Genomic DNA, 23,161 nt, shown 5'->3' with positions numbered 1-23,161 from the left:
TACGGTACAGACTCCCTGCGGGTAAGGTCAATCCGATATAACCTTATTAGGAGAATAATATGAACCCAGATAACGAGTTCTCACCAAACAAACTATACCAGCAATCTGGAGATGGGATATGTAGTCACTTTGACAACAAATCCTCCATCGCCTCAACTTACACTGCGAGCGCCATGCTATTAACAAACGGCAGAATAGTCGCTTGGGGAAAGGAGAGCTGTGGAGGCGCTATACCGCCAGAAATTGCCCAATTACAGGATATCGTCAGCCTGAGTTCAACAGGTTACGCATTTGCAGCCCTGCGAGCAGACCGTAGCGTGGTTGCTTGGGGAGATGATCAGTATGGCGGCAATTTACCACCAGAAATTGCTAAATTACATGATATTGTCAGCCTGAGTTCAACAAATTGCGCATTCGCAGCCTTGCGGGCAAACGGTAGTGTAGTCGCTTGGGGAGGTCATACAGGTTACGCATATGGCGGCAAATTACCAGCAGAAATCGCTGAATTAAGGGACATTATAAGCATAAGTTCAATACATAGCATTTCGGATAGTGTCTGTGCAGCCTGGTGGCCAGACCGTAATCAATTCGATTGCAGATATTACGACAACCATGGCGGGCACAAGATCGTTACAGTATATAACTTCACCAATGATACCTTTACCGCCCTTAGGGCAAACGGTAGGGTGGTCGCTTGGGGAAAAGTCCCGGTCCCGCCAGACATTAAAAAGTTAGAGGATATTATCAGTCTCAGTTCAATAAATAATATTTTTATCGCCCGGCGAGCAGACCTCAGCGTAGTCACCTGGCCCGGGTATCCCATACCTCCTGAAATTGCAAATTGGCAGGATATTATCCACCTAGATGTAACAACCTATGCTGTAGCCGCCCTGCGGGCAAACGGTAGCGTGGTCGCTTGGGGGCATCAAAACTATGGCGGCCAAGTCCCACCAGAAATTGCCGCATTACGGGATATTGTCAGCTTAAGTGCAACAAATGGCGCTTGCGCCGCTTTGCGTACCGATCGCAGTGTCGTCGCCTGGGGGGACCCGGACTCTGGTGGTCAGGTTCCACCCGAAATTGCCGTATTAAAGGATATCGTCAGCCTATACTCATCAAGGACCACATTTATAGCTCTACGGGCAGACCGCAGTGTGGTCTCCTGGGGTACTATCAGTGTCCCACCCGAGATTGCCAAATTAAAGGATATCGTCAGCTTGAAAACTACTGATATTGATGATTCAGCGGATCGAGGTAATTACGCTTTCGCGGCTCTACGGGCAAACGGCAGCGTGGTCGCTTGGGGGTTCAAAGAACTTAATATCCAGATACCACCTGGAATAGCCCAACTACAAGATATCATCAGCCTAAGTTCATCAAGCAGCGCATTCGCCGTCTTACGGGCGAATGGCCAAAGATTAGCCTGGGATCTTTTGGATAGGGGGAATAATATAGTGCATAGCGAATATGATGATTAGCCGATTGGTATTATGAATGACTAAAAAACAATAAAACCAAGGCTGAGCCACAATACCTCGGTTCAGCCTATCGCTTATTCCATTTTAAAGATCATCTCACCCACCCGCTGCTATTAGAAAAATCAGCTTGCAAATAAAGATTAAAAAACAATAACTTTACGAAATAGTTCGAAAAATAAATATCAAAGAACCCCAAATAACTGATTTTTTATAAACCACACAAAAATATAATTACGACAAAAACTTAACAACGCCTTATTTTACGACTTACAATAAATCATTAGTAAATTAAGTTATTCGTACACGTAATAAATAATAGTCATAAGACGCATATCCCCGACAAATTCTCCCGCCTAAATCTCATTATCGTCATTTACCTGTAGAAAATAATCTTAAAAACCATCATTCACAATCGGATTTAGCGTTAACCTACAGTTATCATATTCTTTTAATCTTTTTATATTTCTATTATCTTTTTCTTAAAGAGTTGCTAAACTTATTTATGTCTTGTTATTCGCAATAGAAAATCAGCGTAATCCGCAAGGGGTTCAGTTTTGCGGTATAGCTCCCCTGTGGGTAAAAAAGGTCAATCCAATACAACCTTAAATTTAGGAGCACAATATGAATCAAAACGATTTCTCCTCAAACATGAGTTCCAGCAATACTCTTATATAAATGCAACCTGTAATGAGGGACTGCACGGGTAACCCGATGCAGAAAATAATCATTTAAAGAAGGAGCGCCCTTAAAAGGCCAATACAATCTGGCCGGGACAGGGTTATCACAGAGAATGAAAATTTTTAATATACCAACCGGGGAACAATCCCCGCCAGAGTATCCGATGAATACTGAAAAAACGTTCATCAATAGAGTGAAGCAGAATGTTGGCCGAAATCGCCGGTGGTCGGCATGGGTAATGTGCGTATCTATAGGGGCGCTTTTTTTCACCTCGGTATTGGCTGCTACTGAATACCCCAGTAAACCAACACCAGACCTAGGGGACGCAGAATACATATTCAAATCTCTCGGGCAGCCAATAATCAATGGGAAAGACAACAAGGTCTCCATCACCTCCACTTACACCGCAACCGCCATGTTATTAACAAATGGCAGAATGGTCGCCTGGGGAGATGAGAGCGGTGGCGGCTCTATACCGTCAGAAATTGCCAAATTACAAGATATTGTCAGCCTGAGTTCAACAGGTTACGCATTCGCGGCCCTGCGGGCAGACCGTAGCGTGGTCGCTTGGGGAGATGAGAAGTATGGCGGCTCTATACCGCCAGAAATTGCCAAATTACAGGATATTGTCAGCCTGAGTTCAACAAATTATGCTTTCGCAGCCTTGCGGGCAGACGGTAGTGTAGTCGCTTGGGGAGATCAGGAATATGGCGGCAAATTACCAGCAGAAATTGCTGAATTAAAGGACATTATAAGCATAAGTTCAATACATAACATTTCGGATAGTGTCTGTGCAGCCTGGTGGCCAGGCCGTAATCGAGCCCATTGCGAAAATAAGAGCATTGGCAAGTACAAATTCATTGTACAATATAGCTTTACAAATGATACCTTTACCGCCCTTAGAGCAAACGGTAGCGTGGTCGCTTGGGGAAAAGTCCGAGTTCCGCCCGATATTGCCAAATTACAGGATATTATCAGTCTCAGTTCAATAAATAACATTTTCATCGCCCGGCGAGCAGACCTCAGCGTGGTCACCTGGCCCGGATATCCCATACCTCCTGAAATTGTAAAATGGCAAGATATTGTCAACCTAAGTATAACAACTTATGCTTTAGCCGCCCTGCGGGCAAACCGCAGCGTAGTCGCTTGGGGGCATCAAGACTATGGCGGCCAAGTCCCACCAGAAATCGCCTCATTACGGGATATTATCAGTCTAAGTGCAACAAATGGTGCTTTCGCCGCTTTGCGTACAGATCGCAGTGTCGTCGCCTGGGGGGATCCGGACTCTGGTGGTCAGGTTCCACCCGCAATTGCCGCATTAAAGGATATCGTCAGCCTATACTCATCAAGGAACACATTTGTAGCCCTACGGGCAGACCGCAGTGTGGTCTCCTGGGGTCTTATTAGTGTTCCACCCGAGATTGCCAAATTAAAGGATATCGTCAGCCTGAGTACAACCGATCTTGATGATTCCTCGCGAGGTCATTATGCTTTCGCAGCTCTACGGGCAAACCGTAGCGTGGTCGCTTGGGGGTCCAAAGAACTTAATATCCAGATACCACCTGGAATAGCCCAACTACAAGATATCATCAGCCTAAGTGCATCCAGCAGCGCATTCACCATTTTACGGGCGAATGGCCAAAGATTAGCCTGGGACCTTTTGGATCTGGGTGACAATATAGTACATAGCGAATATGATGATTAGCCGATTGGTATTATGAATGACTAAAAAACAGTAAAACCAAGGCTGAACCACAATACCTCGGTTCAGCCTATCGCTTATTCTACTTTAAATATCATCTCACCCACCCACTGTTATTACCAAAATTAGCTTACAAATAAAGATTGAAAAAACAATAATTTTACGAAACAGTTCTCAAAACAAATATCAAAAATCCCAAAATAACTAATTTTTCATAAACCACACAGAACGAGAGTTACGGCAACAACTTAACAACGACTTATTTTCCGTCTTGCGATCAGTTGTTAGTAAATTAAGTTACTCACACACGTAATAAATAATATCCATAAAGATGTACATCCCCGATAAATTATTCCGCCCAAATCTCATTATTGTCATTTACCTGTGAAAAACAATCTTGAAAACCACCACCAACAATCAACTTTAGCGTTAATCTATAGTTATTGGCTGATAATTTTTCGTTATCACATTCTTTTCGTTTTTTGCCTTTTCTATTATCTTTTTTTAAAGAGTTGCTAAACTTATTTATGTCTTATTAGTCGCGATAGAAAATCAGCTTAACCCAAAAAGGATTAAGTTTTTGTTAACGGACTCCCCTGTAGGTAAAAAAGTCAATTCAATACAAGCTTAAATTTCGGAGGGTAATATGCATCAAGACGATTTCTCCTCAAACATAAGTGCCAGCAATACCCTTATATAAATGCAACCTGTAACGTTGGCGCTGGCCTGCACGGATAACCCGATGCAGAAAATAATCATTTAAAGAAGGAGTACCCTTAAAAGGCCAATGCAATCTGGCCGGGACAGGGTTATCACAAAAAATGAAAATTTTTAATATACCAACCGGGGAACAATCCCCGTCAGAATATCCGATTAATACTGAAAAAAAACTCATCAACAGAGTCAAGCCGGATGTTGGCCGAATACGCCGGTGGCCGACATGGGTGATGGGTGTGTCTATAGGAGTGCTTTTTTCCACCTCGGTATTGGCCGCTGCAAAATGCCCCAGTGCACCAACACCAGACCCAATATACCCTGCTAGCCCGCCCTGGGACGCAGAATCCATATTCAGAGCTCTCGGGCAGCCAATCATCAATGGGAAAGACAACAAAGGTAAGCCGGTTCATTACCCAGCAAGGAGGTACACTAACTTAGTAGGTATCTTTCCGCCAGTAGTCGATCATGAGTTTCCAACACCGACCGGAGATTTAAAGTTAAAAGAGGGCCTGTTTTGGATTAGAGCGCCAAACGGAATCTTCAAGGTGCCACATGTGGTAACAGGTAAGTATACCTGTAAGATGACTGCCAAACGTAAAGATGGATCGACCGGGAAAGCCACAGCAACCCTTGAGACGGATGCTGTCGTCGCAAATCAGATCATCCACAGGTTTCAGGGAGACAAAAACGTTCTGGAATCTAATGTGACAGACCTAGTTTACACAGCAGGCTGCAAAGGGACTGGATTTTCATGGGAGCGTAAACCCGAAGAGAAATTTGAATGGGAAAGTGATTGGGACAACCCAGCACTGTTAATTAGAATGCAAGACCTGTGCAATTGGGCTCATGATGTCGCTTTCTGGACACCACCAAGCGACAATCCGAATGATCGGTTTAAAGATCCGGCCGTCATGAGACCGACTAGTACGGATAGCGGCAATAAATAAAAATCGTTAACAAAACAGCCGGGGAGCAATCCCCGGTTAAACACTCAATATTGTTACTAAAACCAAGGCAGAGCCATAACACTCGGCTCTGCCTATCGTTTATTCCATTTAAAATATCGTCTCCCCCTCCCACTGTTATTAGCAAAATCAACTGCCAAATAAAGGTCAAAAACCCCAAAATAACTAATATTTTATAAATCATATAGAACGTAAATTACGAAAACAACTTAACAACACCTTATTTCCAGCCCGACAATAGGTTATTAGTTAATTAAGTTACTCGTTCACGTAATAATAGCCATAAAGATGTAAATCCCGATTAAATTCTTCTATTTAAATCTCATTATTATCACTCTTATCATTTATTTGTGAAAAACAATCTTAGCAACCATCATTAACAATCCACTTTAGCGATAAACTATAGTTATCGGTTGATAACTTTTCGTTATCACATTTTTCTAATCTTTTGCTTTTTCTATTATCTTTTTTTTAAAGAGTTGCTAAACTTATTTATGTCTTGTTAGTCGCAATAGAAAATCAGCGTAATCCGCAAGGGGTTTAGTTTTACGGTACAGGCTCCCCTGTGGGTAAAAAGGTTAATCCACTACAACCTTAAATTTAGGAGGGTAATATGAATCCAGACGATTTCTCCTCAAACATAAGTTCCTGCAATACCCTTATATGAATGCAATCTGTAATGTTGGCCTGCACGGATAACCCGATGCAGAAAATAATCATTTAAAGAAGGAGTACCCTTAAAAGGCCAATACAATCTGGCCGGGACAGGGTTATCACAGAGAATGAAAATTTTTAATATACCAACCGGGGAACAATCCCCGTCAGAATATCCGATGAATACTGAAAAAACGTTCATCAACAGCGTCAAGCAGAGTGTTGGCCGAAATCGACGATGGCCGGTATGGGTGATGTGCGTGTCTATCGGGGCGCTTTTTTCCACCTCGGTATTGGCCGATACTAAATGCCCCAAGAAACCAACACCAGACCCAATATACCCTGCCACTCCTGCCTGGATACCAGAATACATATTCAAATCTCTCGGGCAACCAATCATCAATGGGAAAGACAACCAAGGTAAGCCGGTTCATTACCCGGCAAGAGGGTCCACTAACTTACCGAATGTCTTTCCGCCAGTAATCGATCATGAGTTTCCAACGCCGACCGGAGATTTGATGTTAAAAGACGGCATGTTTTGGGTTAGAGCGCAAAACAGAATCTTCAAGGTTCCACATGTGATCACAGGTAAGTATTACTGTAAGATGACTGCCAAGCGTAAAGATGGCGCGCCCGGCGAAGCCACAGTAGACCTTTATACGGATGCTGCCGTTGTAAATCATAAGATCCACTGGTTCCAGGGGGACCAAAATGTTATGGAATCCAGCATAACAGACCTGGTTTACACAGCAAACTGCCGAGGGGCCGGATTCTCATGGGAACGTAAACCCGAAGAGAAATTTGAGTGGGAAAGTGAGTGGGCAAACGGGGTGCCGTCAATTGAGATGCAAGACAAATGCCATTGGATTCATAATGTCGCTTTCTGGACGCCACCAGACGATAATCCAAATGATAAGTTTAAAGACCCGGCTGTCATGAGGCCGACTAGTGCGGAAAGTGCTAACCAGAAGCAGTCAGCCCCCCATGATAACCCAGATAATCTCCCCTGGAAGAGAAAAGCGGATAGCAATAATCAATAAAGATCATTAATAAAACAGCCGGGGAGCAATCCCCGGTTGAATATCCAAGCAATACAGATAATAGACCGAGTTATAATTCATCTTATTTGCTATTAATCTGAAATATCATAATATTTAATTCCAGTTATTATACTGATTTTCTAATTCATTCACACTTAATCATATTATCCGCTTACTTGTTCATGTTACTCTTTCAATTACTTTCATTCGCAAAATATCTCAATTTATGTGATATTTTATTTAATGATGTAATGTAGTATTAACCGCTATATCTAACTTTCTATTTAACTGATGCAAGGCCAATTCAACAACTTCAACCTTTGATGAATGTTCAACATCAAGAAGCCGATCAATCTGTGGCCCCTTTTGCCCTAATCGTCGAGCAAGATCGACTTTGCGTGTTCCTGTCTCTATCATTGCATTATGCAATGCCGCTTTCATTGCGACCAGAATAGGGAGACTGACAACATATTCACCTGCCTCCAACAGGGATGCTTCAGGTATAGGCCGACGTTTGTCAATTTCTATAGCAATAGCCGTAACCAACCCATCAATAGATTCGAGAAGAGCTTCATCAACTGAGTCACCTACTGAGTTGAATAAGGGAAGATCACGACAACTAGCCACATAACTTCCTGTCGCTTCGTCATATTCTAGTTTTATCGGATAATTAAACATAATACCTCTCTTTAAGATAGATAACCGGAACTTAAAGCCCCAGATCCTTCATTATTTTCTTCCTCAATGGTTCAGGGATCTCTTTGGAGCCATGATCGGGGAAAACCGACGATTTACCATTTATAGATACCTTTCGGTGGCTTCCTCCACCCCTAGCCTTTTCTATCAGCACTCCTTGAGAAGTCACCTCCTAACGATACAAAATACCCATTAGCAATCCTTCGCCAACAAAATTTCGGCAGAAATGCATCGGCAACGCGACACATATAAGCAGGTACGTGTATACTGTAAAAGAATTTTATTCTGCTTCATTGCTATTGTTATCCAATCAACCAAGACACCATCATGATCCAAGGCACGTTATATATTGTCTCTGCGCCAAGCGGAGCGGGTAAATCAAGTCTGATTCAGGCTTTATTAAAAACTCAACCTTTGTATGATACTCAGGTTTCTGTCTCCCATACCACACGTGCAATGCGCCCCGGTGAGAATCATGGTGAACACTATTTTTTTATCACCGAAGAAGCCTTTCGCCAGATGATCGATAATAATGAATTTCTGGAACACGCCCGTGTTTTTGATAATTATTACGGTACATCCCGGAAAGTGATTGAAGAAACGCTTGCCAGTGGGGTGGATGTTTTTCTTGATATCGACTGGCAAGGAGCACAGCAGATCCGCAAACAGATGCCATCTGCCCGCGGCATTTTTATCCTGCCGCCGTCGAAGGAAGAGCTTTGTCGCCGTCTGCGTGGCCGGGGGCAGGACAGTGAAGACGTTATTGAAAAACGTATGGAGCAAGCCGTTGCAGAAATGGCTCACTATAACGAGTATGATTATTTAATCGTTAATGATGATTTCAATACTGCATTGGCCGATCTACACACCATCATCCGTTCAGAACGCCTGCATCGGGAGCGCCAGGCGCAACGGCATGATGCTTTAATCAGCAAATTATTGGCAGACTGAACCCAATTTCAGTATGATGCCCAGTCATTTCTTTACCTGTGGAGTCGCACACATATGGCACGCGTAACTGTTCAAGACGCTGTAGAAAAAATTGGTAACCGTTTTGACCTGGTGTTGGTCGCCGCTCGTCGAGCGCGTCAACTGCAAACAGGCGGTAAAGACCCGCTGGTCGCGGAAGAGAACGATAAAGTGACGGTTATCGCTCTGCGTGAAGTGGAAGAGGGGCTGATTAACGGTAAGATCCTGGATGTCCGTGAGCGCCAGGAACAACAAGAGCAGGAAGCCGCGGAAATGCAGGCGGTTTCCGCTATCGCGGAAAGTCGTCGTTAATCTACGGTAGGTCTGCCTTGTATCTGTTCGAAAGCCTGAATCTGCTTATCCAAAAATATCTGCCTGGGAGTCAAATTGAACTCCTCAAGCAGGCTTACACTGTCGCGCGGGATGCCCATGACGGGCAAACCCGCACCAGTGGCGAACCCTACATTACGCACCCTGTCGCGGTCGCCTGTATTCTGGCCGAAATGCGTCTCGACCATGAAACACTGATGGCCGCTTTATTGCATGATGTTATTGAAGACACGCCCGCCACCTTTCAAGATATCGCCCAACCTTTCGGCCCGGTGGTCGCCGGGTTGGTTGAGGGGGTTTCCAAGCTTGATAAGCTGAATTTCCGCGATAAAAAAGAGGCGCAGGCGGAGAACTTCCGCAAAATGATCATGGCGATGGTGCAGGATATCCGCGTCATTTTGATCAAACTGGCAGACCGTACCCATAATATGCGTACTCTCGGGGCGTTACGTCCAGATAAACGCCGTCGTATCGCCCGGGAAACGTTAGAGATTTACAGCCCCTTGGCTCATCGTCTGGGTATTCACCATCTGAAAACCGAGTTGGAAGAGCTTGGGTTTGAGGCCCTTCACCCTAACCGTTACCGGGTTATCAAAGAGGTGGTAAAAGCGGCCCGTGGCAACCGTAAAGAGATGATCCAGAAAATTCTGTCTGAAATCGCAGGCAGACTAGCCGAAGCCCATATTGAGTGCAAAGTCAGCGGGCGGGAAAAACATCTCTACTCTATCTACCAGAAAATGCACCTCAAAGAGCAGCGTTTCCATTCCATTATGGATATCTATGCCTTTCGGGTCATCGTCAACAATGTTGATATCTGCTATCGCGTTTTGGGGCAGATGCACAGCCTGTATAAACCCCGTCCAGGCAGAATAAAAGATTATATCGCCATCCCTAAAGCCAACGGCTATCAATCCTTGCACACTTCTCTGATTGGCCCTCACGGCGTACCGGTTGAAATCCAGATTCGCACCGAAGATATGGATCAAATGGCTGAAATGGGCGTCGCGGCACACTGGGCCTACAAGGAACAGAAAGAGTCGAGCACCGCCGCGCAAGTTCGCGCACAACGCTGGATGCAGAGCCTGCTGGAATTACAACAAAGCGCCGGCAACTCTTTTGAATTTATTGAAAGCGTTAAATCTGATCTGTTTCCTGATGAGATTTACGTTTTTACCCCGAAAGGGCGCATTGTGGAATTACCCGCGGGCGCTACCCCGGTTGACTTCGCTTACGCCGTACACACCGATATTGGTCATGCCTGTGTTGGTTCGCGAGTTGATCGCCAGCCATATCCATTATCGCAATCGCTGACCAACGGCCAGACAGTTGAGATTATTACCGCGCCGGGCGCTCGGCCAAACGCCGCCTGGCTAAACTTTGTCGTCAGCTCAAAAGCGCGCGCCAAAATTCGTCAATTGCTAAAAAACCTTAAGCGGGAAGATTCGATTGGGCTAGGTCGCCGCCTGCTAAATCACGCGTTGGGCAATGGGAAAAAGCTGGTTGATATTCCACAGGAAAATATCAATAAAGAGTTGACGAGAATGAAACTCGCGACAATAGAGGATCTGCTGGCTGAAATCGGGCTTGGCAATACCATGAGTATCGTCGTCGCCCGCAACCTGCTAGGCGCGCAGGAGAGCAGCGCAAGCACCAGTAGCAATAACAGCGGAGCACGTAAATTACCGATCAAAGGCGCTGACGGTGTGCTGATCACTTTCGCCAAATGCTGCCGGCCGATCCCCGGCGACCCGATTATCGCCCATATCAGCCCCGGCAAAGGGTTGGTTATCCACCATGAATCCTGCCGTAATATTCGCGGCTATCAGAAAGAGCCGGAGAAATTTATGGCGGTAGAGTGGGATAAAGATGTTAGCAGTGATTTTATTGCTGAAATAAAAGTGGATATGTTTAACCATCAAGGGGCGCTGGCAAATCTGACCGCCGCGATTAACGCGGCAAACTCCAATATTCAGAGCATGAACACAGAAGAGAAAGATGGCCGTGTTTACTGCGCTTTTATCCGGCTGACCACCAAGGACCGCATCCAGTTAGCCAACATTATGCGCAAAATCCGCATTATGCCGGATGTGATGCGAGTCAGCCGTAACAGAAACTAAACCGGCCAGACTCCCCTCGTCGCTCAGGGGATCTGGTTTTAATTATTCTTTTCAACTCCGGGCAGCCCGTGCGGATCAACCGGTGAATAGCCAACAGCGCTTTCCACCGCCGCCCCACAAGAGACCACTGTCGATGACGTCGCCGGATACAAAGCCGGCGGCGCATCATGCTGATAATCAAGGAATAGACCCATCAATACGGAATCAACCTCATCCAGTATGCGACCTAACCACCCCTCACCCTCCACGCCAAACATTAACACCAGCCCAACAGCAATAAACAATAGCGGCAAGATCCATGCCCGGTACCAATACGCTAGCAGCATACGGGGATACCGGGAGTAGCGAACTTTGTTACCCAATAACAGCCCACAGACAGTGAACAATACGATGCTGATAACCAATACCACTCGGCTTATCAGCATCCATAAGGCATCACCCACAGAATCGATAAAAACGCATCCTCCACCATATCCCGCCAGACAGCCACCTGTGTCATACTCTTATAAGAAATAAACAGACCGTTAAGAGATAAACGGACCGCTAGCGCGTTGCAAAAACCAACTACGCATATGATTAATCTGTGATGATGTCCGGGAATGCGTCGACTTCACCGTTTTTGTCGCCAGTGTCTGGTTCCTCTGAGGCATAGGTTTAGCGACTGCCGTGACAATCAACATCAGACGCCGACTCCCGTGTTTTTCACGAAAGAAGACTTTTTCACAGGAAATCACATCACTCCGCTCATTGTAGATATAATTCATCACATCCCTTGCCCGGCGTTCCGACACCCGAAACACCTGACTGATTTCACTTTTGGTAAATCCTCGCCCCTTCAATAACCCCCAATACGCGACCGCCATGTACAACGGTGTATCATTCAAATGAGACAAGCAGACAGGCAGACGAAAAGTCCCATGATTACTCTGCTTGCCAGTAATAGTCTGATTTCCGGGCAAATCAGCCTGACTGCCGCTCATTTGAAGCGCCATTGAATCATTAACATTGATTGTCATTTTACTCTCCCCTGGTGACTAACTGGTCGATCGGTTACCACATGAGAAATGAAATAGTGTGATTTATTGAGATGAAGCACTTAGGCGGCTAAGCCACCATGCCATATTTAAATACCCTGCCATCGTAGGCGTTATCGTACGACTAACGTTGCGTTCATAGTGGCCTGAAATTCACCAAAAGTACCAGGGTCTAACGCCTTTACTTGCCAAAGTTGCACATTGAATTGGTTTTCAGATAAATAGATGTTTGGCGTATCACCCACAGTAAAGTACAGAACATCAGCCGGGTTAGTTGGAGGACCCAATTTTACTGGCCTACCCATCGCGTTTGACGCCGCCAGCTTAGTATTCCCACCTATCTTGTTCGGAGTCACTTTTATCCTCAACGCGTCATCGAAGCCAGGCACTACGATACTTTCATTATTATCAGCTAGCTGTGGGGCGGAAAACTGCAAAGTGGCCACGCCTCCGGCACTCTTCTTATCGCTTACAGTACATGTAATGCGCATATTAAAAAATGCAACACCGTAATCCTCGTGGAATCCCCCTGTTGGGAGCTGTATCGGATATGGACCGGGCGACCGGAGCGCCTCATGAAAATTCACTGCCTCCGAATGGTTACCACCTGTACCAGCATCTAAACCACAAACCGGCGGGTCCAGTACTGTTACCGGGTCTTTGATAGGCGGAAGACTTGGTTTGGACCACGACATAAGCTCCTCGCCATTAATTAAGACACTCAAAATTGGTGAGTTATCGTCACTATCAAATTCGACTTTTTCATCAGGGTTTCGCTGCCAGGAAAAATTTACCCCACGACAAGACACGTCAAAATAGAGGTCACTTATTCTTGTATGTACAAGATCATCATCAGCTTCACTATTAGGATTTTCCGGCTTGATCTGTACTGAGTCGGAAAGATTTTCATTAGGGTATGGCTTATCAAGATTCACCGTAAGGTGTTGAATACCTGTTCCCTGTATATGTGGATCATTATCTTTAATCCATCTAGAATATTTAGTTTTGGCTATAATTGTACATTCGTAACTGCCTGAGACCACTTTCGGGACTTTAAAAATTTCCCCACTAGCTCTGAGCTGGAACCGGACCTGATTCAGATTTCTCTGATCATAAGAAGTTGTACGAGGCACCATATCCCTCATACTATGAATTTGAAACAGATCTAAGGTCGCTTTACCCGCTGCCGGGTAATTGATGACTCCATCACTCCGTTTTACCATCCGCTCAGGCCCCAAAGCTTTCAAAGCTACATCAGCATTCCAATTTCGGGACTGATCGGCAAACACTGAGGGAGAAGAAAAAATACCCACGGATAGGCATATCATCCCCACCCATATCGGCATCGACCACCAGCGACAATGAACCACCATCCAACCAATATCCTGTTTTAGCTTGTTAATAAACATCTTCTTCGTATTCATCGGCTGCCCAACCGGGAGTAACTTCCCAGTTGCCATATTAGAAATTTTCATTCGTTGATCTCCCCCCATCCCGGCCAGATTACATCCACCTTTCAGCGGTTCCTCTTCCTCTAATAACTATGGCTTTCCGCATTAAGTTATCTATGCAGACCCACAACACCTTACCTTCATCTTAACGGCAGGTTTCGTTCAATTGCCTCATGGGGCTCCAGCTCTTATCTTGCTTCGCTTTTACCGGCGGCGGCCCCAGGTTAAACACCACCTCGCACTGGCTGTCCGGCGCGCTGCCCCACTTCACTTTGAGTACCCCACTAGGGGGCATACCACTCAGGTACACTTGTCCACCCTCCCCGACGATCGCCGCCAGATTTGTTGCTGTATCCCCTTTAAGCCCCGCCATTGCCCCAAACGGTACCGGCTTACCGTGATAGAGCAAATTCATCAGCAATTGCTGCCCGATACGTACAGGGTAATCCACCATCACAACCGCCCCTTTGGTCGGGAATACGTTCTTGCTGCCTTGTGCCATGTCAGCCCCTTCCGGCAGCGATGACGGATCTAAACTGATACTATTACGGCTGTACGTCTGGGCATAAGGCACCACCGCATATCCCCAGTGATTAGTCGTAATCGAGTTGGAGTTCATCACACGAATACCGCCAACCCCCGATGTCCGCACTAATACCGCGGCATCACCAATACGCGATGCCAACGTGACGCCATGCTGATGGGCGATCAATCCGCCACTAACCCCGTAGTTCACACCCCGCCCTCCCGATGAATCGTAGTTGTATCCCAAGCTGGCCTGCCCAAGGGAACCACTGTATCCCATTGATACTGACCCGCTGTTTCCCTGCCCTTTATTAGCCTGACTTTGCGATACACTCCAGGACAGACTATTGTCATCCAGCAATGAACCGCCCAAACCTAACTGGTTACTGCCGCGCCCCGTGCTATCGTGGAACAAGCTATAGTTGGCATACGCATTGTTCAGAGCCGCATAAGAGCCAAACAGACTCAGAGGAATGTTGACGTTCAATGAAACTTGTCGGTTCTCGGGCCAGTCGCCGTTGCCGCGTATGCGATCGATGCTGTAATTAAGCCCCCAGCCCACACGGTAGAAAGAACCATTCAATCCCATCGACAGGGTGGTGTTAGTTTTAGAACTGCCCCAGTAGTTATCCCGCTGACCACTGAGCCACAGGGAATAGTTACCCGGCAATGACTGGCTCAATCTCATTTGCCAGCTGCTACGACGTCGCTGAGACATCCAAGAGGGAAGCTCCCCCCAAACACTGTAACCTTGGGTATTGACATCGGAAAAACTAAGGTAATTACGGGTGGAATAGCGGTACGCGGTTAAATCCACTGTCGTGCCGGAGGTCAGCATACTTTTCGAATACTTGGCCCGGTAAGATTCTCCGCGCTGAATGTCAGCCATATTCTTCAACCGCGCCCGAGAAGTGGTGATATCCGCGGATAACGCCCCCATCATACCAAGGGAAAGCCCGGTCCCCAGCGCTGCGGACTGGTACGATTGCGCTACCAAACCACCACCATATAATGTGACGTTGCCGGGCAGACCATAAATCATTGAGACCATGCCAAACACCGGCTTACGCCCGCCGCTACTATACCCACTAGTGTGATAGCGCCCTACCGCCGCTTCGTACTTGAATTGCCCCTGCCGCAACATCATCGGCAGGCTAGAATAAGCCTGACTGAACCCATGATGAGTACCATCAGCCTCGGTGATCGTTACCTGTAAATCCCCGCCGGTACTGCTGCCCACCAAATCGGTGATCCGAAATGGACCTGGCGCGACATTGGTTTGATAAATCACACTGCCGTTCTGTGTCACCGTCACCTGCGCGTTAGATTTAGCTATCCCGCTGATAATCGGAGCAAAACCACTCTGCCTACCCGGTATCATCGAATCGCTGGTGGCCAGCCCAATCCCACGATAGGGGAAACCATCAAATACCTGCCCCGCCACACTGCCGGTGGAAGTATCCCCTATCGTCAGATCACTGCGTAACGCCACCACATCCCGCTGCAAATAGGTTTGCAGGAAGTTCCATCTTTGCCGGGATTGGGTGGTTTTTTTCATGGCGTCATTGAGTGAGTCATACCGGTTATAAGTTTGGGTACTATAAGAATAGGTCGCCGTGTTACGAAGACGCCAGGCCCCCAGATTCAATCCAGAATTGAAGCTACCGAACAGGCTCTGATTAGTCTGTTTATTACCAAATTGCGAGCGTTGATTCTGACTGCCATTAACGCTGTAGTTCAATATAAAAGCCGGGATGCCCTCTTGCCATAATTTCGGGTCAACCTGACCATTGGTTGAAGGCTTCATCGCTATTTGGGGTATACTCAAATTTAACCGCATCTGGGAAAAGTTCAGGCGGGCCGTAGCCTGAGGAATCAATTTACCTAACGGACTCCCTATCGGCTTATCCACCGGCAAGGTTTTCAGTGCCGGTGTGTCGCTGATATTGACACCGGCCATATCTAACAAATCTGGAGTAAGCACCGGGACCAGCTCGCTGTCGCCATGACGCTGGAACGTAATATCCCGTGAATCAAAAAAAGTGCCATTCACGTAAATATCAACACGATAAGTCCCAGGCGCCTGACCTCCGGCGGTTTCAAACTGTGATAAATCCACCGTTTGCCCTGAATTCGAACCAAAGTCCAATAAGGCTGGGTCAAAATAGTCACGCGCTAGCGCCTGAGCACTCCATCCAGTCAGAAACGCCAGCACCATCCGACAGAAAACCAGAGAAAGGCGCAATTTCACCGGACACTTTGATAGCGCCAGAGAAATAGAAATATTTTGATTTACACGATGATAAATAGGCGGTCGCTCTAAACGGCAGCTTATCACCGGAATTAACATTTTCATTGTTAAAATCGCCATCTCTTATTTAAATATATTCAACTTAATATCTACTCTGTCGGTATCTGCAATATTGTTATTAACCATATTGCTATTAACCACTGCCAGATACAGCAATAGATCGACTCTCTTCATCGGTGCTTAACCCAAACTCACCAATAGCACGCCACGATACCGTGACATTATTACCAAGGGACATTTTACCCACCGGCAGTGACCAGCTCTGCTGACCAAATGGCGGCACCATCCTAAATAAATCCTGATCCGGTACGGCAAACGAATTCACCTGTAAAGCCTGCAACGTTATCCAAAACGGCGACGGATTAGTCAGCGTCACAACACTCTCTTTTACTGACGCGCTTAATTGTCTCACCGCACCGGCCACTCCCTCTTTTGGCAACCCCTCAGGACGATAGAACACCTTCACCGCCAGCGCCGCCGTCATTTTCACCTTGCCGGAGAAACCCTTAGATGCCGATGACGGTTTCTCAGAAGGCAACATACGCACATTCAGAAAGAACAGAGATTCTCGATCCTTCGGAAAATCTCCGCCGGTACGCAGGATTTTCAGCACCTGCCGTTCATGAGCATCCACCTTAGCAATAGGCGGAATCACGATAAATGGCGCCTTAGCATCCAATGGTAAACCGGTGGCAGGGTCCAATTCCCGTACCGTTGACTGAATCAGATAATTGCTGTCGCTGTTATTAATGAATGTCGAAGGGACGCCATTGTTAAATGATTCAAGGTAAATCACCCGGGCGTCATTGATATATAACACCCCGGCCAGACTCTCTTCCGCCCTCAATGGTAAAACCGGTGATATCATTGCCAGAGCGCATAACACAGACGTCACTCTCTGCTTGATTGAAACCTTACGCTCCGCCATGTGATGCTCTTCCAATCTCAAAATATAGTCAGCCAGCCTGTAACGTACCGCTCTGTAGCTTACTCACCCCGCCAATATCGGTAATCATCGACCATTCCACCTTACCGCCAACCTTTCCTGCCAGAGGAAGAGTCGTCTGGCCGAAAGGCGTCAATATTGACGGGGCTTTGTCAAAATCTACCGCCTTGCCGTCAAGTTTCAGTTGAGCAAAAGTCTGGTAATACGGTGTTGGGTTGGTCACTACCACACTATTACCTGATTGTGTAAACGTCAGCCGACCACGGGCCTGTTCCGGCGTCATCGGCAGCTTATCCGGCCGGTAGATAAGTTTAATATTCATACCTAGCGAGATAGATAGCGACGCGCCAATCTCATCTTGCTTCCCATTGCTATTTTCCTTGCTCTCATCAGTTGTTTTCTTCGCCGGGATCGCATTAATCCGAAAACGAAACAGAGACTCACGATCAGCTGGGAAATCACCACCGGTACGTACAAGGCGCATCACATTCAAGCTATTGCCCTCCATACGGAACAACGGGGGCAGCACCGTAAACTCCGATGAGCGGGTATTTGAGTTATCCCACGGCGTCACCGCAGCTTGTACCAGATAGACCTCTTCACCTGAATTTTGCAGTGAGATGCTTTGCACCTTGTCACCCTGCTGATAAATAATGCGCGTCTTCCTCAACATAAGGCCCGCATGTGCTGATGACGACGCCACAACCGCCCATATCCCCAGCATCCCGATAACTATCAGCTTTCTCATATCCCACTTCATTTCAGACACTATTCCTCAAATACACCTGACTTATAACGTTATCTACTTCAAGTGTTCATACGAAAACTCAAAATGTATCCGCACATTCGCAATTCCTCCGCATAACACATTGGTCTCGTTACTCTCAGTTTTACACGTTACTGGATTATTTTTGTCGCCCCTCCCCCCACATAAGCCCTGAATGTCCTCGTTACTCCATCTTTTGCCAACGGTAACGACACCTGAAACGGCTTATTGCTAGGTTTCGCCTCTACAAACTGCTGGTTGCCAAGGTCCCGTAACCTAATCCCCACTCCCTCGGTAGTACCAGTATTATTTACAGGCATAAACAGTTCCAAATCACCTGAGTTGCTAGCACCATCAGTCCATATGTACAAAGCTGGCGATTGGCCTGGACTACAGTGACTGAGCTGAAATTCCAAGTCTAAGGCGGAGCTTTCCACATATTTGCTATTTCTAAGTTGACTCGCATAGACCTGGGGCATAAGACCGGTATAACCACCACTAGCGCCGCCGTACTTGCCATTTACACTCAATGCACAGGTCGGACGTAACAGATTGCCTTTAATTGTGATCTCAATTGCCTGAGCCGACAAAGCCACACAACCGATGATCCATCCAATCAACACCATGATGAGCCACAAATACTTCGCTCTGCTGTGACATGTTATTAACTCACGCTTTATAAGAGTGTTATTTTTCATTTTCATCTAACTCTCTTCCCCTCAGGTCCACATTTTTATCATCTGTGATCAACCACATATCAGGGATAAGAATAGGTAAACGCGACTCGCGCAATTAACGAGCCAGGTCGAATAATCTTGCTATCCTTTCCACGTGCAACCGCTACCATTACCGGAAGCTGTGCACGACCATCATCAAAAAATAGCGAATCAAGGCGATTCTCATGATTATTTATTACCAAATTATCCCAACCTATTTTCCCTTCATCTCCTAAATGAACAATAAACCCCAACCCCTCAGAGGCGTTATCATCGGAACCAGAGACAGGATCACGAAATACTAAACCTTGTTCAGCGTCGATAGTGTTTCCTGACACAGTGATAACAGGTCCGTTCGGTGAAACATCCGGATCACCACAATGGGTTAATTCCAGAGTAAATCTTCTGGGGTTTGATATATGCCCTGCCTGACTGAACTCCGCCGCCGGCAGCGAGCCGAAATTCAGCTCCGAACCATTGATATCACTACCACTGATCCCTACGTCACAAGATTCAGGCACAACAGTGATAGCCAGATTTACGTTTATCCCACTCGATTGCGTCGGTGGGAATGGCGGTTTTTTAGGATCTTCAGATTCAGCCATAACGCCGCCTGCCAGGCACAACAAAACTAACATCCCGCAACAAAGGCGGAGCATCACCATACGCAACATCGAACAGCCGCCATTACTCAGCAAGGCTGCTTGGTCACTCACTCTGTTTTTTTCTCGCCTTGTCACTTTGGTTCACCTTAAAACTCTCTCGTTCACAGCTATTCTGTTTAATGAATCGCGCAGCAAACTTAACGATAATCAAACGTAAAATTCACGTTGGCATAGATTTTTCCTGGCTTTTTACAGACCATTACCGTCTCCCCTGCCGCCGGGGCGCATACCAGTGAAAACCTCACCGGCACAGAAGGAGTTTGAGCATTTATGACTGTGCCTTTATCCGCCAGATAAAATGGTTCACTATCCGCTATATTTGAGGACCATTCCGTTCCATTAAGCTTCTTCAAGCGCACCGTGACGCCCACCGCCTTTGAAACTGGAGCCTCGGTATTTTGACTACGAAACAGCGTCTTATCATTTGTACCAAAATGCTCTCCGGTAATAGTAATCGCAGGAGCAACCCTGTTTGCATCGATCACATCTGAGCAATTTCTCAGAGTGAGATTGGTTTCCCCGTAGGCGCTCCCTGATACCAGGCTGGCAAATTGCACTTTGCCCAGATCGATATTGTTGTTATCCACAGCGATATCACACGTCCCGTAGGCAATATCGGCCTTAAATGTGACGATGGCAGAATTCTCCGCCCACAAGGGGCCAGAAGAGAGCCACAAAACTCCACCTATGCCGATGTAATTCAGGTACCTGCGTAGACGCTGAACCCTTGAGATACCGGCTTTACTGAATTTCACCATTGAAGTTCTCTCCACCGCCGAGATCGCTGATCACCGCCCATTCCACTCTCTTTTTATTCTGATTATTTTGAGCGGGATAAACATGGCTACTGAAAGGTGCCAGCATTTGTGGATGGCTTTCAGAAAACTTCACCGGTACGCCATCAACTTTGATCTGGGTAAAGCTGATGTGATAAGGCGAATTGTTGCTAACTTGAACGCCCCCGGAAGCATGGGTAAAGCGCAGCGCTTTGTATGCCTGCTCTGGCGTACCCACCAATCCCGTTGGCCGATAAAATAGTTTGATGGTATTGCCGATGGCATAAGTTATCCCACCGCTAATTTTCGCGCTTTCAGAACGCTGGCCTGGCGGATTATTGCTACCGGGAATGGCGGAAGCATTAAAATAAAAGACACTCTCCCGATCAGTCGGCAACTTACTGGTATCGCCTAAGATGCGCAGGACATTGGTTCCTTTAGGGTCCAAACGGAATAAAGGAGGCGTGACGTAAAAAGGCGCTTTACCCTTGCCATCGACGGTGCGAGTAATCTTAGTTGTCACCAAGTAAGGGATATTGGTTGTCGTATTGCGCACCGATACCGTTGTTTCAGCTTTATCCTGTAAGAAAATAATGCGTGTAGCATCAATGCCAAATCCGCCTTCGGCCTGACTTTGTGACGCGAATAAAAATGCGCCCAATACAAGGCTTTTTACTATGACGCTAGGAAGTCGGAGTTTATTGATCATCATTTTTCTCTTTTCACTCAGCCAATAGCGGTTTATAAAGCACCGTTTCAATCATCCAGAATTTGCAATCAAAGAAGCCTGAAGAAAGGCTCCTCAGGCTGGTTATTGAATCAATAATCATTCATACGCTATGGAAAAAGTAAGAGGGGCATGAATGTGCTGAGGAGATGGTTTATCAGTCGTTGACGCCATATAAGCTTTAAAGACCACAGACTTGTTATTAAAATCTGCCGCTTTAGGAGTTTTATCACTTGATGAAGCTAATACGATACGGCTGTCTTTCTTAAAAAGCTCTTCCGTTCCATCAGCAGAACCATCAACCTTATAGGTTAATGCAACACCCGCATTTGGAGTTTGCCCTTCCGCATTACCCTGACCATCATTAAATATGTCAGTGCTTGCTCCTATCGTAGTCCCTGACACCAACAGCTTAAGCGATTTTTTTGCCGTAACAGTACCATCACAGCCACTGACACCAACAGTAAAAGTTTCATATCCATTAACAACATGCATGCCCACAAATTTACCCTCACCAGGCTTGAATTCACCTGGCTTATGGTTACCCAAACTCACATCACCGTTTTTTACACCACTGGTAATGTCACATGTCACATCTGAGACAGTACCAGTAACAGTTACTGTGGCATTATGCCCCCCTTTATTTTCCTCCCCATCTGCCAAAGCTGCCGAAGCTGCCCCCATAACCAACGCCGCCACGACGCTTATCTTTAATATCTTTTTCATTTCATTAATCTCTTTTAACTACCTAACTAAAGTCCGATTCAAACTCGTGCATCATGTTTTGATAAACAGAGGCATCTAGCTGTACAAAAATTTGTCAATTAGGACCATTTTGACTATCGAAACATAGCTATTTTTCTGTATAAAAACAGCACCATACAGAGTTAATATGCGATTATTTCGCAAATTTTAAGGATATCATCTTTACCTATCCTAAAATTAAAAACAAAAATTTTGCTAAAGTGACAACAAAAGGGCAATGTTTTTGCATGTTGTAATAAAAAGAGTGGATTATTGGAATGTTTCTGTGGTAGGATTATTGAGTTTTACAAATATATACAAATCTATCTCTTTTTTTATTAGAAAACTTTTAGTACAATTTCTAGGCGATCGTGTTTCGATAGTCAAAATGGTCCTAACTGTCGTACCTTAACGCCTACCTTTTACGCCCCAAACTCCTTGAAAACGTTCAACATTACTCGCGGTATAACGTACCGTATGGCGAATGTTTTTATGTCCAAGATAGTCTTGTATTAGCCGGGTATCGATTCCTCGATCTGCAAGGGCAAAACCACAGGCATGACGCAACATATGTGGATGAGGCTCTACCGCGATATTCGCCCGTTGCCCTAACTGGTTGATAATCTGATAGATGCGCTGGCGAGTCAGTGGTTTCCCACAACGCGATAGAAATAACCAATCACTATCAGCGCCCTGAAAAGTTTTGCGCACTCTAAGCCATGCCTTAATCGCCTTAACTTCACGCTGCAAAAGGGGATGGTTAGTACAAAACCCGCCTTTTAATCGCCTGATATATAGGCATTTTTCTTTTAACTCCATGTCAGATAACCGCAAATGCCTGGCTTCGCTAACACGAAAACCGTGGATATAGCTCATATACACCAGACAGTAATTTCGTTCTGGATTAGGCCCCACTTTCGCCATTTCCAACATGCTTTCTACTTCTGATTGAGTCAGATATTTTCTTTGGCCCATGATTATTTCTCCAAAATATATATTGATAGCACAACCCGGCGATATCCCGCTTAGAACAGACATAAGCTAGGATAAAATAGACACCGCTACCCAAAACGATGGCCTATTGTTCACCGAGGCTACAAGAGGTTATACAGATATGGGGCAAAATTTAAACACCTTTTTTGATTATTTTTTCA

22 protein-coding genes are annotated in these 23,161 nt (G+C 46.0%); 7 read left to right on the top strand and 15 right to left on the bottom strand.

What is annotated here, in order from left to right:
• The first annotated feature begins 59 nt into the window (after positions 1-59).
• Positions 60-1,478: an RCC1 domain-containing protein gene (locus tag B0X70_RS01235; RefSeq protein WP_217470697.1), complete on the top strand. Its 1,419-nt coding sequence runs from the start codon at positions 60-62 to the stop codon at positions 1,476-1,478.
• A 790-nt stretch (positions 1,479-2,268) separates the two neighbouring features.
• Complete coding sequence (locus tag B0X70_RS24950) at positions 2,269-3,861, top strand: RCC1 domain-containing protein (RefSeq protein ID WP_246593408.1); 1,593 nt, start codon at positions 2,269-2,271, stop codon at positions 3,859-3,861.
• A gap of 664 nt (positions 3,862-4,525) precedes the next feature.
• On the opposite strand, the gene B0X70_RS01225 is transcribed toward B0X70_RS24950, so the two are convergent.
• Positions 4,526-4,924, bottom strand: a complete 399-nt coding sequence (locus B0X70_RS01225; RefSeq protein ID WP_217471811.1) for a hypothetical protein — start codon at positions 4,922-4,924, stop codon at positions 4,526-4,528.
• Between the two features lie 205 nt (positions 4,925-5,129).
• Between B0X70_RS01225 and B0X70_RS24945 the strand changes: the two genes are divergently transcribed.
• Together B0X70_RS24945 and B0X70_RS01215 are read left to right on the top strand one after the other, a co-directional pair.
• Positions 5,130-5,522, top strand: a complete 393-nt coding sequence (locus B0X70_RS24945; protein WP_246593407.1) for a hypothetical protein — start codon at positions 5,130-5,132, stop codon at positions 5,520-5,522.
• Positions 5,523-6,448: 926 nt separating this feature from the next.
• Complete coding sequence (locus tag B0X70_RS01215) at positions 6,449-7,234, top strand: hypothetical protein (protein ID WP_246593406.1); 786 nt, start codon at positions 6,449-6,451, stop codon at positions 7,232-7,234.
• A 240-nt stretch (positions 7,235-7,474) separates the two neighbouring features.
• Here B0X70_RS01215 and B0X70_RS01210 read toward each other — a convergent pair whose 3' ends face one another.
• Positions 7,475-7,912 carry a type II toxin-antitoxin system HicB family antitoxin gene (locus B0X70_RS01210; protein WP_217470696.1) on the bottom strand — a complete coding sequence of 146 codons (438 nt, stop codon included), beginning with the start codon at positions 7,910-7,912 and terminating at the stop codon, positions 7,475-7,477.
• A 31-nt stretch (positions 7,913-7,943) separates the two neighbouring features.
• On the bottom strand, positions 7,944-8,084 hold the full coding sequence (locus B0X70_RS01205) for a type II toxin-antitoxin system HicA family toxin (protein ID WP_336246302.1): 141 nt from the start codon (positions 8,082-8,084) through the stop codon (positions 7,944-7,946).
• 173 nt (positions 8,085-8,257) lie between these two features.
• Between B0X70_RS01205 and gmk the strand changes: the two genes are divergently transcribed.
• Genes gmk through spoT form a run of 3 tightly spaced genes read left to right on the top strand, consistent with a single transcriptional unit; the run spans position 8,258 to position 11,346 of the window.
• On the top strand, positions 8,258-8,881 hold the full coding sequence (gene gmk / locus B0X70_RS01200) for a guanylate kinase (protein WP_046395304.1): 624 nt from the start codon (positions 8,258-8,260) through the stop codon (positions 8,879-8,881).
• 54 nt (positions 8,882-8,935) lie between these two features.
• A complete protein-coding gene (rpoZ, locus tag B0X70_RS01195) occupies positions 8,936-9,211 on the top strand; it encodes a DNA-directed RNA polymerase subunit omega (RefSeq protein ID WP_011144672.1) in 276 nt (91 codons plus the stop codon).
• Between the two features lie 17 nt (positions 9,212-9,228).
• Entirely contained in the window at positions 9,229-11,346 is a 2,118-nt protein-coding gene (gene spoT, locus B0X70_RS01190) for a bifunctional GTP diphosphokinase/guanosine-3',5'-bis pyrophosphate 3'-pyrophosphohydrolase (protein ID WP_036813825.1), read from the top strand.
• Between the two features lie 38 nt (positions 11,347-11,384).
• Here spoT and B0X70_RS01185 read toward each other — a convergent pair whose 3' ends face one another.
• From B0X70_RS01185 to B0X70_RS01130, 12 genes are all read right to left on the bottom strand, one after another.
• Positions 11,385-11,771 (bottom strand): hypothetical protein, encoded by a 387-nt coding sequence (locus tag B0X70_RS01185; protein WP_217470694.1) that lies wholly within the window; start codon positions 11,769-11,771, stop codon positions 11,385-11,387.
• A gap of 99 nt (positions 11,772-11,870) precedes the next feature.
• Complete coding sequence (locus B0X70_RS01180; RefSeq protein WP_217470693.1) at positions 11,871-12,362, bottom strand: CaiF/GrlA family transcriptional regulator; 492 nt, start codon at positions 12,360-12,362, stop codon at positions 11,871-11,873.
• A 131-nt stretch (positions 12,363-12,493) separates the two neighbouring features.
• A complete protein-coding gene (locus B0X70_RS01175) occupies positions 12,494-13,855 on the bottom strand; it encodes a hypothetical protein (protein WP_217470692.1) in 1,362 nt (453 codons plus the stop codon).
• Positions 13,856-13,976: 121 nt separating this feature from the next.
• Positions 13,977-16,712: a fimbria/pilus outer membrane usher protein gene (locus B0X70_RS01170; RefSeq protein ID WP_246593405.1), complete on the bottom strand. Its 2,736-nt coding sequence runs from the start codon at positions 16,710-16,712 to the stop codon at positions 13,977-13,979.
• A gap of 88 nt (positions 16,713-16,800) precedes the next feature.
• Positions 16,801-17,595 (bottom strand): fimbrial biogenesis chaperone, encoded by a 795-nt coding sequence (locus B0X70_RS01165; RefSeq protein WP_040151270.1) that lies wholly within the window; start codon positions 17,593-17,595, stop codon positions 16,801-16,803.
• Positions 17,596-17,623: 28 nt separating this feature from the next.
• Entirely contained in the window at positions 17,624-18,361 is a 738-nt protein-coding gene (locus B0X70_RS01160) for a fimbrial biogenesis chaperone (protein WP_246593404.1), read from the bottom strand.
• 149 nt (positions 18,362-18,510) lie between these two features.
• On the bottom strand, positions 18,511-19,077 hold the full coding sequence (locus tag B0X70_RS01155) for a fimbrial protein (protein WP_217470690.1): 567 nt from the start codon (positions 19,075-19,077) through the stop codon (positions 18,511-18,513).
• 59 nt (positions 19,078-19,136) lie between these two features.
• Positions 19,137-19,835, bottom strand: a complete 699-nt coding sequence (locus B0X70_RS01150) for a fimbrial protein (RefSeq protein ID WP_217470689.1) — start codon at positions 19,833-19,835, stop codon at positions 19,137-19,139.
• A 62-nt stretch (positions 19,836-19,897) separates the two neighbouring features.
• Positions 19,898-20,518 carry a fimbrial protein gene (locus tag B0X70_RS01145; protein ID WP_246593403.1) on the bottom strand — a complete coding sequence of 207 codons (621 nt, stop codon included), beginning with the start codon at positions 20,516-20,518 and terminating at the stop codon, positions 19,898-19,900.
• Positions 20,502-21,248, bottom strand: a complete 747-nt coding sequence (locus B0X70_RS01140; protein WP_236548202.1) for a fimbrial biogenesis chaperone — start codon at positions 21,246-21,248, stop codon at positions 20,502-20,504. The genes B0X70_RS01145 and B0X70_RS01140 overlap by 17 nt, the downstream gene beginning before the upstream one ends.
• Before the next feature lie 114 nt (positions 21,249-21,362).
• Positions 21,363-21,989, bottom strand: a complete 627-nt coding sequence (locus B0X70_RS01135) for a fimbrial protein (RefSeq protein ID WP_046395295.1) — start codon at positions 21,987-21,989, stop codon at positions 21,363-21,365.
• A 426-nt stretch (positions 21,990-22,415) separates the two neighbouring features.
• A complete protein-coding gene (locus B0X70_RS01130) occupies positions 22,416-22,982 on the bottom strand; it encodes a tyrosine-type DNA invertase (RefSeq protein WP_217470688.1) in 567 nt (188 codons plus the stop codon).
• Between the last annotated feature and the right edge of the window lie 179 nt (positions 22,983-23,161).

Source organism: Photorhabdus akhurstii (assembly GCF_019090985.1).
Lineage (GTDB): Bacteria > Pseudomonadota > Gammaproteobacteria > Enterobacterales > Enterobacteriaceae > Photorhabdus > Photorhabdus akhurstii.
Note: the sequence above shows the minus strand (reverse complement) of the source record. Positions and strands in the feature narration are given on the sequence as shown.